Annotated in this window: 14 protein-coding genes; all 14 read left to right on the top strand. The window is 40.5% G+C overall.

Features of this window, described 5'->3' with window-relative positions; translation table 11 throughout:
* Nucleotides 1-59 precede the first annotated feature (59 nt).
* The 14 genes from CR194_RS10795 (at nucleotide 60) to CR194_RS10730 (ending at nucleotide 14,032) form a co-directional block, all read left to right on the top strand.
* Nucleotides 60-839 (top strand): prepilin peptidase, encoded by a 780-nt coding sequence (locus CR194_RS10795; protein WP_110609664.1) that lies wholly within the window; start codon nucleotides 60-62, stop codon nucleotides 837-839.
* A complete protein-coding gene (pilM, locus tag CR194_RS10790; protein WP_110609663.1) occupies nucleotides 827-1,819 on the top strand; it encodes a type IV pilus biogenesis protein PilM in 993 nt (330 codons plus the stop codon). The genes CR194_RS10795 and pilM overlap by 13 nt, the downstream gene beginning before the upstream one ends.
* A 3-nt stretch (nucleotides 1,820-1,822) precedes the next feature.
* Complete coding sequence (locus CR194_RS10785; RefSeq protein ID WP_110609662.1) at nucleotides 1,823-2,689, top strand: hypothetical protein; 867 nt, start codon at nucleotides 1,823-1,825, stop codon at nucleotides 2,687-2,689.
* Nucleotides 2,686-3,513 (top strand): hypothetical protein, encoded by an 828-nt coding sequence (locus CR194_RS10780; RefSeq protein ID WP_110609661.1) that lies wholly within the window; start codon nucleotides 2,686-2,688, stop codon nucleotides 3,511-3,513. Before CR194_RS10785 ends, CR194_RS10780 begins: the two co-directional genes overlap by 4 nt.
* A gap of 259 nt (nucleotides 3,514-3,772) precedes the next feature.
* Nucleotides 3,773-4,861 (top strand): SPOR domain-containing protein, encoded by a 1,089-nt coding sequence (locus CR194_RS10775; protein WP_110609660.1) that lies wholly within the window; start codon nucleotides 3,773-3,775, stop codon nucleotides 4,859-4,861.
* A 39-nt stretch (nucleotides 4,862-4,900) separates the two neighbouring features.
* Entirely contained in the window at nucleotides 4,901-6,337 is a 1,437-nt protein-coding gene (gene aspA, locus CR194_RS10770; RefSeq protein WP_199228162.1) for an aspartate ammonia-lyase, read from the top strand.
* Nucleotides 6,338-6,442: 105 nt separating this feature from the next.
* Nucleotides 6,443-7,006: a Maf family protein gene (locus tag CR194_RS10765; protein ID WP_110609659.1), complete on the top strand. Its 564-nt coding sequence runs from the start codon at nucleotides 6,443-6,445 to the stop codon at nucleotides 7,004-7,006.
* A gap of 63 nt (nucleotides 7,007-7,069) precedes the next feature.
* On the top strand, nucleotides 7,070-7,756 hold the full coding sequence (gene radC, locus CR194_RS10760) for a RadC family protein (protein ID WP_233254318.1): 687 nt from the start codon (nucleotides 7,070-7,072) through the stop codon (nucleotides 7,754-7,756).
* 266 nt (nucleotides 7,757-8,022) lie between these two features.
* Nucleotides 8,023-9,063 (top strand): rod shape-determining protein, encoded by a 1,041-nt coding sequence (locus tag CR194_RS10755; RefSeq protein ID WP_110609658.1) that lies wholly within the window; start codon nucleotides 8,023-8,025, stop codon nucleotides 9,061-9,063.
* Nucleotides 9,064-9,075: 12 nt separating this feature from the next.
* Nucleotides 9,076-9,963, top strand: coding sequence for a rod shape-determining protein MreC (gene mreC, locus CR194_RS10750; RefSeq protein WP_110609657.1), 888 nt, complete (start codon nucleotides 9,076-9,078; stop codon nucleotides 9,961-9,963).
* Nucleotides 9,960-10,484: a rod shape-determining protein MreD gene (gene mreD / locus CR194_RS10745; protein WP_110609656.1), complete on the top strand. Its 525-nt coding sequence runs from the start codon at nucleotides 9,960-9,962 to the stop codon at nucleotides 10,482-10,484. The genes mreC and mreD overlap by 4 nt, the downstream gene beginning before the upstream one ends.
* 124 nt (nucleotides 10,485-10,608) lie before the next feature.
* Nucleotides 10,609-11,304 (top strand): septum site-determining protein MinC, encoded by a 696-nt coding sequence (gene minC, locus CR194_RS10740; protein ID WP_110609655.1) that lies wholly within the window; start codon nucleotides 10,609-10,611, stop codon nucleotides 11,302-11,304.
* Nucleotides 11,305-11,376: 72 nt separating this feature from the next.
* Complete coding sequence (gene minD, locus CR194_RS10735) at nucleotides 11,377-12,177, top strand: septum site-determining protein MinD (protein WP_110609654.1); 801 nt, start codon at nucleotides 11,377-11,379, stop codon at nucleotides 12,175-12,177.
* Between the two features lie 466 nt (nucleotides 12,178-12,643).
* Entirely contained in the window at nucleotides 12,644-14,032 is a 1,389-nt protein-coding gene (locus CR194_RS10730) for an ABC transporter substrate-binding protein (protein WP_110609653.1), read from the top strand.
* The last annotated feature ends 45 nt before the right edge of the window (nucleotides 14,033-14,077 follow it).

Here is a 14,077-nt window from a genome sequence, read left to right as displayed (position 1 = left end):
CAATATTTTTTTCTACCAAACGACATAAATCTAGCAATTTCCGGAAAGGGCGTCTATTCATGGAAGTGTTTCTTCATGTATACTTGTTTTTAGTGGGAGCGGTTTTGGGCTCCTTTTATAATGTGGTCGGACTTCGTGTACCAAAAGGGATGTCGATCGTTAAGCCTCGTTCTCATTGTCCAAATTGTGGAAATACGTTGACGTGGATGGAGTTAATTCCTGTTATTTCTTACATAATTCAAAAAGGCCGTTGTCGAAACTGTAAGATTAGCTTTTCTGCAAGATACCCATTTTTTGAATTTATGACTGCATGTCTTTTTACGATTTCGCCATGGATGGTGGGATGGTCAAAAGAATTGCTTGTGGCGTTGGTGTTCATTTCTTTGTTAGTCATTATTACTGTATCAGATTTAGAAACGATGTTGATTCCAGACAAAGTGTTACTGTTCTTTCTCGTGTTGATCGTCATATTAAGAGTCGTTGAACCTCTTTCCCCGTGGTGGGACAGCTTAGTGGGGGCAGGGTTCGGATTTGTATTATTTCTCCTTTTGGCGATTGTTTCTAAAGGCGGTATGGGTGGAGGAGACATTAAGCTTATGGGAGTGATTGGTCTCGTTCTTGGTTTTCAAGGCGTATTGCTGACCGTTTTCCTGTCCTCTTTCATAGGGGCCGTGTTTGGTGTCGTTGCAATTGCGATGAAAAAAGCAAAACGAAAAAATCCGATCCCTTTTGGTCCATTTATCGCCATGGGAGCGTTGATCAGCTACTTTTATCACGAAGAAATATTTCATTGGTACATAAACGTATTTATGCATGGAGGGTTTGTATGGGGGCTTTAAGTAATTTTGGGAAAAAGGATCACGTCAGTTTGCAAATAAAAGACCATGTCTTTCGCTGTGTAGTAACGAAACAGGCGTCGGTTGATTCCATCACTGACTATTTCGAAAGAGTGATCCCAGAAGGCATATTGGAAAAAGGCAAGATCATTGACGCAGAGAGCTTTGAACTGTTTTTAGCTGAATGCGTAACGGAGTGGAAATTAAAACGAAAAGACATTAAATTTCTAGTTCCTGATTCATCGATCTTTTTTCGTCAATTAGAGGTTCCTAAAGAACTCTCGAAAGAAGAGATTCGAGGATACATAAATTTTGAGATTGGCTCCACTATTCATCTACCATTCGATGAAGCGTATTTTGATTTTCACTTGCTTGAAGAACAAGAAGAGGAAGAGACGAAACAAATTCTCTTATTTGCCGTACCTGAACAATTAATTAACGAATACGTTGCCCACTTTGAATCTGAAAAAATGGTTCCGATTGTAGCAGATGTTGCGCCCTTGTCGTTATATCGCCTCTATATGCAAGATCACATGGACGACACTGAGGAGCAGGTCATGTATCTGGAATGGGATTTAAGTTCAGTGAATATTAGTATCTTTCATGACCATAAACCTGTATTTATGCGGAACATCGTCCAATTTTTTAGCAGAGAAGACTGGGAAGTCACGCAGCAGGAAAATATTGCCGAATGGGTTTGTAAACAAGACGAGAAAGTTGAAGGAGAACTAAAGGGTTCGCTCGTTGAAATTGAGAGAGTCATAGATTTCTATAAATATACGATGAACAAAGGGGAAAAGGAAGTAACAAAAATCTTCTTAACTGGGGACCACCCTATGATGTTGCTTCTACATAAGTGGTTAGAAGATACGCTTGGAATTCCCGTGAAAACAGAAAAATCTTTAGATATTATATCAAAGGTGAACATGGATGTGCCTCATCGTTTCATTCTCCCTCTTAGCCTTTGTCTTAAAGAGGTGTAACTGATGAATGTAGAAATTAACTTACTACCAAAGAAACCGGTCAAGAAACGTATGCTTTTCTATGTGTTTTCAGGTCTCCTCATCCTGTTCCTGCTCGCGTTTATTTATGCTTATTTACAAAAACAAAATTTAGAGCGAGAACAGGACCATTTAGTACAGGAACTTGAAACGGTTCAACTCCTTCAAGAAGCAGAAAGAAATCAGGAGCTAGAGACTGGATCTGATGAAGAACGCTTAGATCGCACGGTGGAACTACTGACGTCACAGAATAAGTCCACGCCACGACTATTAAGCACATTCGTCGCGCAACTGCCTGAACGAGGATTTTTCACATGGTTTCAATACGAGGAACCAGGAACGGTCAACTTAGACGTTCAGTTTGAGTCACAGCGGGAAGCGGCAAGCTATTTACATGCGTTAAACGAGCATTACATTGTTGATGAAGCGATGATTACTGATTTGACTACAGAAGAACTTGATGAGAACGAAGATACAGTAACCATGACTGAATTACCAAGATATCATGCTTCTTACACCATTTCTGTCAATATGCCTGTGTATACGAATGTCGAAAGATGGGACGAGTTAGAAGCAGAGAATGAACAAGTAAGAGAAGAAGAGATAGAGGATGAGTTAGAAGAAGAGATGCAACAAGAATCTGAGGGAGGCTTTCAACCATCTCAAGATAATCAAGATAATGAGGATGTCTTTGAGGATGATTCTGAACAGGAAATTCAAGAAGGTGTAGACAATGATGATTTGGACAACTTCGATGATGATCAAGAAGGAATGGATCCCTTTGATAACGATGTTGAAGAAGAGCAAGAGGATATGTTTGAAGACGACGAAATAGAGGAGGAAGAATCTTGAATATCGAATTTAAAAGAATTCAAACGGCGATGATCGTCGTGGTTGCTCTTCTATTAGTGAGTGTTCTTACTTATTACTTTTTCATCTTACAACCGTTGAAACAAGATGTGGCTGAAAAAGAGAATGAACTGGCGTTTGAAGAAGAAATTTTAGCGTCTATAGAGAGCTCGCAGGAAACGGCTGATTCGTATGAAGACCATGAAATTCATGAGCTGCTTCGAACAGTACCAGTTCATCCATGGGTGGATCATTGGATGCTGGACATGGAGAAAGCCGAGCTTATTTCAGGGGCAGAAATATTCAGGTATACTTTTTCTAAAGACCTTCTTCTAAGCACTGTGTTTACCCTTCCTGAAGAGGAGGTTCCTGAAGATGGGACTGAAGAGACCGAAGAAGTCGTCGTGGATGAAGATGTTGTGGTGATGGACTCACCTGAAGACACTGTTGTTCTTGATGAGGAGATAAATCCAACAGAGGACTTGGAAGACTCTACAATAATCTTAGGAGACAATGAAGAAGTGAACCAAGTGACAGCTAGTCTTTCTGTTCAGGCAGAGACATATGAGCAGTTGTTTCAGTTTCTTCATGAACTTGAGCAATTAGACAGGCTCACAGAAATTTACGGATTATCTTTCACTGCACCTTCTGAGTCAGACATGTTACTAGATGAAGAAGAGAGTGAGTCCCCAGAACTTCTAACATTCGAGGTAAATGTGAGCACGTATTACATTGACGATTTAGTTGATACTTTTGGTGACTATGAGACAGCACGTCCGTTCATCCAGCCTGAGCTGAAAGAAACGCCTATTTACCAAAACCCATAGTTCCTAGTATCGTGAAATTAAAAAAGCAGGCTATTCCTGTTTATGCAAATGTGGAAGACCTCAGCTCCCTTTTCGAAGACGAACTTACAAGCCCTGATGAGAGGCCATTGTTGACAAGTTCTTCCCTAAGCGAGCGACAAGGTCTTTTTTTTCTGTAATTATGTCTTTCATCTTTTTATATGAAATGGTTCTATCATTTTCGGTTAATTAATAGACTTTAACAAAGGCTGATCCGATATGAAAGGAGCATAGACTTGCTATGAGAGAAGAAAAACAAGTTCACGTGCGTCTCAATGGAAAGCATAAAAAGATAGAAGATTTGTTAGGAATGGAAAAAAAGGGAACAAGCACATTGAATTCAGAATCTCGAAAAATCAAAGTTCCATTAAGAGATTCAGGAAAGACCATCGTTGACTTTGAAAAACATAAAGCCGCTTCTGAAGAACCGGTGCCCTTTTGGGATGATGGGAAAAGTTTAAAAAGTCCTAAACTGCCACCGGTGAATCGGAAAAAGAAAAGCAGTATTTCTACAGTGAAATTACCGATAGGTTTTTTACGAAGTAGAGTGTTTCTTTCAATTGCGGCGGCCATTCTAGTAGGCGGCGCCTTTGGTATGATGTTGTTATCGTTATTTACAGGAGGAGAAAGTACTGCTGGAGAATCAACCATGATGGGGACGCAGAGCACGAGTGGAGACAACCTTCCCATTGCAGCGGCAATAGATGAAGATGAAAATGTCATGGCATCTTTACCCCCTCTTGATTTATACTTAGTACAAGCAGGGGCATTTTCCACTGAAGAAAAAGGAAATGAAATAGCCTCTTCGTTGAAAGATAAAGGATTCCCTTCAAGGTTGATTGAGGAAAATGGAACGCACTATTTATTCGTTGGAGCGGGAGCAGATCGAGAAAGTGCGGACCAATTAGCGGCAGTCTTAGAAAGTCAAGGACAAGAAACATATGTGAAGCCTTATACTGTCAGTACAGACCATCTTCAACTGAATGAAGATCTTCATGCCTACTTATTGGAAGGGATCACATGGATCAGTAAAGCAGCTGATATCACCGTTGATGATATTGCCGGAGGAACGCCTTCAGATGAGGAAATTACTGAGTTTTTTGCTACGGGACAAGCTTGGCAGGACAACCTGGAACAAGTGACCGTATCAAATGATCAAGTGGAACAACTCTTGGTTCAGTGGATGGAACAGAGCCAATCAGTGATGAGCGTTTATTCAGCGAATGTGTCCTCATCAGCTTTTGCATGGGAGATGCAAGGTGCTATTTTAAACAGTCTGATCACTTATAAAGAACTACTTTCCACGTTGGAGTTGAATGAGGGAAGTTAAGCAAAATCTAGTTTTAGAGAAAAGCGGAAGGGGTCAATCATGACAACAGATCAAACCACAACAATGAGAATTGAACGAGATTTAATGGGAGAAAAAGAAATACCTGCTCATGCCTATTATGGAATACAAACAATTAGAGCGAAGGAAAACTTCCCAATTACAGGATATCCCCCGCATGAAGAATTAATTAAAGCGTTTGGATATGTGAAGAAAGCTGCGGCAAAAGCCAATTCTACAGTAGGTGGATTAAATAAAAATATCGCAGAGGCCATCATGCAAGCGTCTGATGATGTGATCGAAGGAAAACTCAATGACGAGTTTATCGTTGATAGCATTCAAGGTGGTGCAGGCACGTCGTTTAATATGAATGCTAATGAAGTCATTGCGAACCGGGCCATCGAAATCTTAGGCGGGAAAAAAGGCGAATATGTCAGAGTGAGCCCGAATACGCACGTCAACATGGCCCAATCCACCAATGATGCGTTCCCAACAGCGATTCACATTGCTTGTTTATATTTATCGAATGGTCTGATTACAGCGTTAAATGATTTAGTTGCCACCATGAAGAAAAAGGAAGATGAATTTGATGAAGTGATTAAAATGGGCAGAACGCACCTTCAAGATGCCGTTCCCATTCGGTTAGGTCAAGAGTTTGGATCATATCGACGCCTCCTTTCTCGTGACTTGGCGAGAGTGAAGCAATCCGTCGACCACCTGTATGAAGTGAATATGGGAGCAACGGCTGTAGGGACAGGCTTAAATGCCATGCCAGCTTACATCGACCAAGTCACGAAAAATCTTGCGGAAATGACGGGTATGCCCTTCCATCGTGCAGAAGATTTAGTCGATGCTACTCAGAATACCGATGCGTATACACAACTTTCAAGTACGATGAAAATATTGGCGATTAACTTATCAAAGATTGCTAACGACTTGAGACTTATGAGCTCGGGACCAAGAACAGGTCTCAATGAAATCAATTTACCACCGAGACAGGCTGGATCATCGATCATGCCTGGAAAAGTAAACCCTGTCATGTGTGAAGTAATTAACCAGATCTCTTTTCAAGTCATTGGGAACGATCACACGATCAGCTTAGCGTCTGAAGCAGGGCAGTTAGAATTAAATGTCATGGAGCCGGTCTTGGTGTTTAACTTGCTTCAATCCTTTACTATTTTGCAAAATGGGATGAACGTCTTTAGAGATTTTGCTGTTGAAGGAATCGAAGCAAATATCGAACACTGCAAATCTCTCGTGGAGAACAGTGTGGGTATTATTACCGCAATTAATCCTCACGTCGGCTATGAAACGGCTGCGAGAATTGCAAAGGAAGCCATCACTTCAAACCGCCCTGTAAGAGAAATATGTATCGAACGGGGCATTTTATCTGAAGAAGAATTAGACCGAATTCTAGACCCGAAAGAAATGACGAATCCGGGTATTGCTGCGAAAGAATTGATCTTTGGTGAGGAATAATTTCCACTATTAAGAAGAAACTTGAATATAAAGGAAGGGTCTAGTAAACTAATTACAGACTCTTCTTCTTTATTTTTACTAAAAAAAAGAAGGATGGGTACCCGCATGAAACCTTTCATATTAGCCTCTCAATCTCCGAGAAGAAAGCAGCTTTTAGAACAAGCTGAACTCACATTCACCATTATACCTAGTGAAGTAGAAGAAATAGTAAATGAACAGGATTCGCCGGAAAAAGTCGTCTCCTCTTTAGCTTATCAAAAAGCACAAGATGTCTTTAGTCGTTTTCCTAGCGAAGTCATTCTTGCTGCCGATACGGTTGTCGTCGTTGATGAAAAGATTCTAGGCAAACCTCAAGACAAATTAGATGCGAAAAAGATGCTTCAACGCCTTTCCGGAACAGAGCATGACGTACTTACGGGGGTTTCTTTGTTATCTGCAGAGAAAGAGATGACATTCGTAGACAAGACTCGTGTGTATTTTTATTCATTAACAGAGGCAGAGATTGATTCTTATATCGATAGTGGAGAACCGTTTGATAAGGCGGGAGCCTATGGAATACAAGGCTTAGGAGCAACGCTTGTGGAAAAAATTCATGGTGACTACTATACGGTTGTGGGGCTACCGATTGCAAAGGTTGTGCGAGCTTTAAAGCAATTTCATAGTGAATGAAAACTCCCTTCATTTTTCAGATATACGGGAAATGAAGGGAGTCAGTAAAAGGAGGTAGGAAGCATGACCATGGCTATGATGATTAGAGATGTTCCAAAAAGCGAACGACCGAGGGAGCGTTTAGTAAGGGATGGGCCTCAAGCTTTATCCAACCAGGAATTAATTGCCCTTCTCTTAGGTTCCGGCTCAAAGTCTGAATCGGTCATTCAATTAGCTGCAAGAGTGATTCAACATTTTGATGGTTTGAAATTATTGAAAGACGCCAGTGTGAAAGAGCTAATGGATATTCGCGGCATTGGTGAAGCAAAAGCTGTGCAAGTGAAAGCAGCCCTCGAGTTAGGTAGACGAGTGCAACAATTCCAAGCGGAGGATCGTTACGTAATCCGCTCCCCTGAAGATGTATCTCAATATATGATGGAAGAGATGCGTCACCTCAATCAAGAACATTTTATATGCCTCTATTTGAATACTAAAAACCAAGTCATCCACAAACAAACAATTTTTATAGGCAGCCTCAATGCCAGTATAGTACACCCAAGGGAGGTTTTTAAGGAAGCTTTCCGCTACTCGGCAGCGTCTATCGTCTGTCTGCATAATCATCCTTCCGGAGATCCCGCGCCAAGCCAAGAAGATATTGATGTCACGAAGCGGTTGAGTGAGTCTGGAAAAATGCTAGGCATCGACTTGCTTGATCATGTCATTATTGGAGACCAACGATTTTGCTCATTAAAAGAAAAAGGTTATTTATAAAGGTAGAACCCCCCTCTCCGTACTTCCACTTCTGCAAAACTCAAAAAATCTAAATCTCGCTAAACATCGATGATTCCTTTATGTACATGAATAGTTGCGTGTGTTAGGATAAAATGAGGATTTTTGTGGAGATGAATGAAAATACTACTCATCTGTTCAAAGATTGAGTATAATTATCCGTATGGGCTTTGTCGTCAATCGCCCATTACTAATTTTTACTAAATAGACAGATGAAAAGTTCGAATGAGCGAAGGGAGATTACATAGATGTTTGCAGGTTTTTCAAAAGATTTAGGGATTGATTTAGGAACAGCTAACACTTTAGTTTACGTGAAGGGGAAAGGGGTCATTCTTCGTGAACCATCAGTCGTAGCCATTCGCTCTGACTCAGGTTCGATTGAAGCGGTAGGAAATGACGCCAAGAATATGATCGGACGAACACCGGGGAATATTGTAGCCATCCGTCCTATGAAAGATGGAGTGATCGCTGATTTTGATACAACAGCTACAATGATGAAGTATTTTATTCAACAAGCTTTACGGAATCGTTCTATTTTCACAAGAAAGCCGAACGTCATGGTTTGTGTCCCTTCAGGTATTACAGCCGTTGAGAAACGTGCTGTAGAAGATGCTACGAAACAGGCTGGAGCGAAAGAAGCTTATACCATTGAGGAACCCTTTGCAGCAGCCATCGGAGCTAACTTGCCTGTTTGGGAACCAACAGGAAGCATGATCGTGGATATCGGTGGAGGTACGACTGAAGTAGCCATTATCTCATTAGGTGGAATTGTTACGAGCCAATCTGTTCGCGTGGCTGGTGATGAAATGGATGATTCTATTATTCAATATATTAAAAAGACATACAGCTTAATGATTGGTGAGCGAACAGCTGAAGCCATTAAATTTGAAATTGGTAATGCAGGAGAACCAGAACCAGATGAAGAAATGGATATTCGTGGCCGCGATTTAGTATCTGGTTTACCGAAGACGATTTCCATTCGTGCTGAGGAAATCAATTCTGCCTTAGCTGATACGGTGACACAAATCGTTCAAGCCGTAAAAGATACATTAGAACAGTCTCCGCCAGAATTGGCAGCAGATATTATGGACCGTGGTATTGTGTTAACTGGAGGCGGGGCGTTATTAAGAAATCTTGATAAAGTGTTAAGTGAAGAGACAAATATGCCTGTTCTTGTATCAGAAGATCCTTTAGATTGTGTGGCAATTGGGACAGGGAGAGCATTGGAAAATCTTCATTTATTTCGTTCAAAAGCAGGAATAACTGTACGGTCAAATCGAAAAGGGTAGTAGGTGTCGCATATGTCTTCGTTTTTTTCTAACAAGCGACTGATTGTCCTGCTCGTTTGTATGATTATCCTTGTGGCGTTAATCGGTTATTCCATGAGTGACCGCAGGGCTTTGTCATGGCCAGAGCAAGTTGTGATGGATACAGTCGGTTCGGTTCAGTCAGCATTTTCAAGACCCGCTCATTTCGTAGCGGGTTTCTTTGACAACATTAATGACATGAGAAATTTGTATGAAGAAAATCAAGTGTTAAAGTCTCACCTTGACGATTTTGCTTCCCTGCAAGTAGAGGTGAACCAGTTACGAAGAAGAAATGAAGAGTTAGAGAGCGCAGTAGATTTGCAAGATGATCTACATTTAATGGATTATACCGTTCGTTCTGCTCTCGTGATTCACCGGTCTCCAGATCGCTGGAATGAACAAGTAGGGATTAACAAAGGGGCACAAGATGGAATTGAAGAAAATATGGCTGTCATGACTTCCGGAGGGCTGATCGGTAAAATTGATCAAGTCTCTCAATTCTCTTCCTCCATTCAATTGTTAAGTGACCAAGATGTGACAAACCGTATCTCAGCGATGGTCGATGCAGATGAGTCTGTTTATGGCTTTATTGAGGGTATTGATCACGAGAACGGCTATTTACAATTTACGAAGATTGATATTGATGTGGACTTGGAAACGGGTCAAACAGTTTCTACTTCAGGTCTTGGAGGAGTGTTTCCAGAAGGATTGGTCATTGGAGAAATCGTCGATTACGAGAATGACGAATTCGGACTTACCCAGACCGCTTACGTGGAACCATCTGCTAATTATTATCATTTGGATTACGTAATGGTTATAGAACGGGACGCCCCATCAATTGAAGATGAAATCAATCTGGATGCAGAGGACGAAGATTCATGATCATTCGTTATTCAATGTTCATTGCCTTGTTTATTTTGTTTATTTTAGAAGGAACGGTTTATCAAGTGTTCGCCCCTGATTTTCATGGGTCAGCGTATCAATTGATCCCTCGGTGGATGTTTATGCTTATTTTAGTGGCTGGAATTCATCGTGGAAGAGGGAACGGGCTCCTTTATGGGATAACGTTTGGTGTTCTTTATGACATTATTTATTCACAAGTGTTAGGTGTGTATACATTCGGGATGGGGCTTATCGCTTATGTGTTTTCTAACTCCATTCCTTTTTTCAAAGATAACTTAGCGGTTCTGATCTTAACAGTCGTTGTTGGAGTAGGACTTCTAGAATACTATATTTACGGTATGATGACTTTATTAGGGAAGACTTCTCTTGCTCATGAAACTTTTTTAAGTACACGATTCATCCCTACGCTGATCATGAATTTCCTCGTAATCACAGTTTTTGCCTTTCCTTTGCGGCTGTGGTTTCAATATTTGGAAAGACGAATGGATGAAATGAATTAAAGGTATGACTCTTCTATAGATGGGGATTGATTCGCTCATGTTCTGCTTAAATGTCGAACAATTCCAACGAAAGTCTTTAACAAAACAATAGTATTCGCTATCGATAGTGAGGTGTAAGAGTTCTATGACGAGTAAACAAAGAAAAGCTCAGCATGTGATCATAAAGGGAACAAAGGACGGTCTAACATTTTTATTAGACGATCATTGCTCTCTGGATGCGTTAAAAAATGAGTTGAAAGAGAAGTTATCTGAACGACCCGACACCTCCAGTGGCGCACAAGGTCCAGTTAAAGTGAAGCTAGACATTGGTCATCGGTATCTAGATTCTGTTCAAGTAGAAGATTTTAAAAACTTATTTTCTGAAGAAATGAATGTGATCATTGAAGAAATTGCTTCAGATGTCTTGACCAAAGTTGAGGCTGAAGAGATGAAGCGGAATAATCAGATCACTCGCATCGTGAAAATGGTTCGTTCAGGTCAAGTGTTGGATTTAAAAGGAGACTTATTACTTATTGGTGATGTGAACCCTGGGGCTACGGTGAAAGCCACAGGAAATATCTACATATTAGGTCGACTTCGCGGAGTTGCCCATGCCGGATATGAAGGGAACGATTCTGCGATTATTTGTGCGTCGAACATGACTCCTTCCCAATTAAGAATTTCTTCGATCATACGTCGTCCTCCTGAACATGCAGAGGAAGATGAGGAAAAACAAGAAGATATGGAATGTGCCTATGTGAATGAAGATAAAGAAATGATTTTAGATAAATTGCAAAAGCTTTCTAACATTCGTCCGAACCTTTCTATGAAATTAGAATAGTAAAGGTGTATAATTTATGATAAATTTTACCTAATTAATGATAGAATAGAATGGAAGAAAGGGGAGAATAATGTGGGAGAAGCAATTGTTGTTACCTCTGGAAAAGGTGGTGTCGGTAAAACAACGACGACCGCTAATATCGGAACGGCACTAGCCCTTACCGGAAAAAAAGTATGTTTAGTAGATACGGATATAGGCCTTCGAAACCTTGATGTCGTCATGGGTCTTGAAAACAGAATTATTTATGATTTAGTGGATGTTATAGAAGGAAACTGCCGTCTTCAACAAGCACTTATTAAAGACAAGCGTTTCGATTGTCTTTATCTCCTTCCTGCTGCCCAAACCAAGGATAAATCTGCAGTTGAGCCGGATCAAATGAAAATATTGGTAGATGAATTAAAACAAGATTATGATTATATTTTAATAGATTGCCCTGCAGGGATTGAACAAGGGTATAAAAATGCTGTAGCAGGAGCAGATCAAGCCATTGTAGTGACGACTCCTGAGATTTCATCAGTGAGAGATGCGGATCGAATTATCGGTTTGTTAGAAAAAGAAGAAAATGTTGCTTCACCTAAATTAGTAATCAACCGCATTCGCAGCCATATGATGAAAAATGGGGAATCAATGGATGTAGAAGAGATCGTCTCCATCCTGGCTATAGATTTGTTAGGAATAGTTGTTGATGATGATGATGTTATTAAATCATCGAACAATGGGGAGCCAGTGGCCCTCGATCCGAAATGCAAAGCTTCCATTGCTTATCGGAACATCAGCAGGCGCATTAATGGTGAGACTGTACCGCTAATGTCATTAGAAGATCAGTCCAGTGTATTTAAAAAAGTAAAAAAGTTCCTCGGAATACGAGGATGACCGAACAACGGCTACTAGCCGTTGTTTTTTTAGTGGTTTGAGTGGTGTGAAGATCGTCAAGGCCTCTTAAATCGGAGGATAACGTAGTTCTATCGGCGGAAATGAGCATCTTATCGACGAAAAACAAGGTTCTATCGGCGAAAAAGAGCATCCTATCAGCGAAAAGCGATGTTCTATCAGCAAATAATAGCAATTCTAAATTTAACACATATAAAATTGTACCCCTTAATGGTAAGAAAATCCTCTATATTAAGCATTATCAAACAATCTATAAAAATATATAGTTTTCTGAAAAAAAGACTTGTAAACGCTATCATATAGTTCTATAATAAAAACATGAAAACGATTACATGTTGTTTCAGCTATTATTTATCATCTTTGTAACTGCATATATATAGAACGCCTTTTTTTTACAACATGTATGAAATCGTTATCATGAAAACATCTTGAAGGGGGAAACAAAAAAATGAGAATTTGGAAGAAAGTACTTTCAGGTGCTGTGGCTCTATCCATGGTTGGCGTCATTGCTGCATGCGGTGATAACGACAATGCCAACGAGACGCCAGTCAATGACGATCCGGCTAATGACACTGAAAACAATGTTGATAATGCGGACAATGATGGTGCAGACAATGCAAACAACGAAAACGATGGAGAAGCAGAAGCTTCAGAAGATCAAGAAGAAGTAACTCTCACATACGCCCGTGGTCAAGATGCAACTGGAGCAACGAATATCCTTGTGGAAGCGTTTATGGAGGAGAACCCTCATATTACAGTTGAATTTCGAGAAATGCCTTCAGACACTGGTCAATCACACGATCAATATGTAACTGAATTTAGTGCAGGTGATAGCACAATTGATGTCTTTGATGCTGACGTGATCTGGCCTGCGGAATTTGCACAAGGTGGATATGTTTTAGAATTAGACCGGTATATTGAGCGAGATGGTATTGATATGGATGACTATTTCGAAGGAACGGTAGACTCAGGAAACTTTGAAGGTCGCCAATGGGCTATGCCAAAATTCACTGATGCAGGCTTGTTGTTCTATCGCTCTGATATCGTAGACGAAGCGCCTGAAACTTGGGATGACCTTATTGAAATGGCTTCAGAATATCAAGGTGAAGAAGGCACAGATTACGGTTATTTAATGCAAGCCAATCAATATGAAGGTTTAGTTGTTAACGCAGTTGAATTTATTGCCTCTTATGGTGGTAGCGTGTTAGATGAAGATCAAAACGTGACGGTCAATTCTCCTGAAACGATCGCTGCGATTGAAAAAATGATTGAAATTGTAGAATCAGACATTACGCCAGGGAATATTTTAAATTTTGATGAGCCTGCTACGCACACCGCATTCCTAGAAGGTCAATCGGTGTTTGCACGAAACTGGCCATATATGCAAGCGATGACTGAAGATGAAGATCAGTCTCAAGTGGCAGGAAATGTAGAATTTGCTTTATTACCTGCTGGTGATGAGGGAAGTGCTGCAGGACTTGGTGGTTGGATGTCAATGATTAACCGTAATAGTGAGCATCCTGAAGAAGCATGGGAATTGTTGAAATTCATGACGGGACCTGAAGGACAAAAGATAACTGCTATTGAAGGTGGGTCTGCACCTACGTTACGTGACCTTTATGAAGATGAAGAAGTACGTGATGCAGCACCTTTGTTTGCTGATGAAGAATTTGTGAATACTTTGGAGAACGCTGTTCCACGACCAGTGTCACCAATTTATCCTCAAATTTCTGACTTGATGCAAATTGAATTATCTCGAGCACTTGCTGGGGAAATTACAGCTGAAGAAGCAGCTGAAAATATGGAGTCTTCCATTGAATCAGCGCTAGCTGAATAAATGACAGATTAGAGAGGAGTGGACGCACTGTTCGCTTCTCTCTTT

The sequence above is a fragment of the Salipaludibacillus keqinensis genome (genome assembly GCF_003226325.1).
GTDB lineage: Bacteria > Bacillota > Bacilli > Bacillales > Salisediminibacteriaceae > Salipaludibacillus > Salipaludibacillus keqinensis.
Note: the sequence above shows the minus strand (reverse complement) of the source record. Positions and strands in the feature narration are given on the sequence as shown.

Coding starts and splice junctions, on each gene's coding strand:
- CR194_RS10795 (WP_110609664.1), top strand. CDS start 60: ATGGAAGTGTTTCTTCATGTATACTTGTTTTTAGTGGGAGCGGTTTTG.
- pilM (WP_110609663.1), top strand. CDS start 827: ATGGGGGCTTTAAGTAATTTTGGGAAAAAGGATCACGTCAGTTTGCAA.
- CR194_RS10785 (WP_110609662.1), top strand. CDS start 1,823: ATGAATGTAGAAATTAACTTACTACCAAAGAAACCGGTCAAGAAACGT.
- CR194_RS10775 (WP_110609660.1), top strand. CDS start 3,773: ATGAGAGAAGAAAAACAAGTTCACGTGCGTCTCAATGGAAAGCATAAA.
- aspA (WP_199228162.1), top strand. CDS start 4,901: ATGACAACAGATCAAACCACAACAATGAGAATTGAACGAGATTTAATG.
- CR194_RS10765 (WP_110609659.1), top strand. CDS start 6,443: ATGAAACCTTTCATATTAGCCTCTCAATCTCCGAGAAGAAAGCAGCTT.
- radC (WP_233254318.1), top strand. CDS start 7,070: ATGACCATGGCTATGATGATTAGAGATGTTCCAAAAAGCGAACGACCG.
- CR194_RS10755 (WP_110609658.1), top strand. CDS start 8,023: ATGTTTGCAGGTTTTTCAAAAGATTTAGGGATTGATTTAGGAACAGCT.
- mreC (WP_110609657.1), top strand. CDS start 9,076: ATGTCTTCGTTTTTTTCTAACAAGCGACTGATTGTCCTGCTCGTTTGT.
- mreD (WP_110609656.1), top strand. CDS start 9,960: ATGATCATTCGTTATTCAATGTTCATTGCCTTGTTTATTTTGTTTATT.
- minC (WP_110609655.1), top strand. CDS start 10,609: ATGACGAGTAAACAAAGAAAAGCTCAGCATGTGATCATAAAGGGAACA.
- CR194_RS10730 (WP_110609653.1), top strand. CDS start 12,644: ATGAGAATTTGGAAGAAAGTACTTTCAGGTGCTGTGGCTCTATCCATG.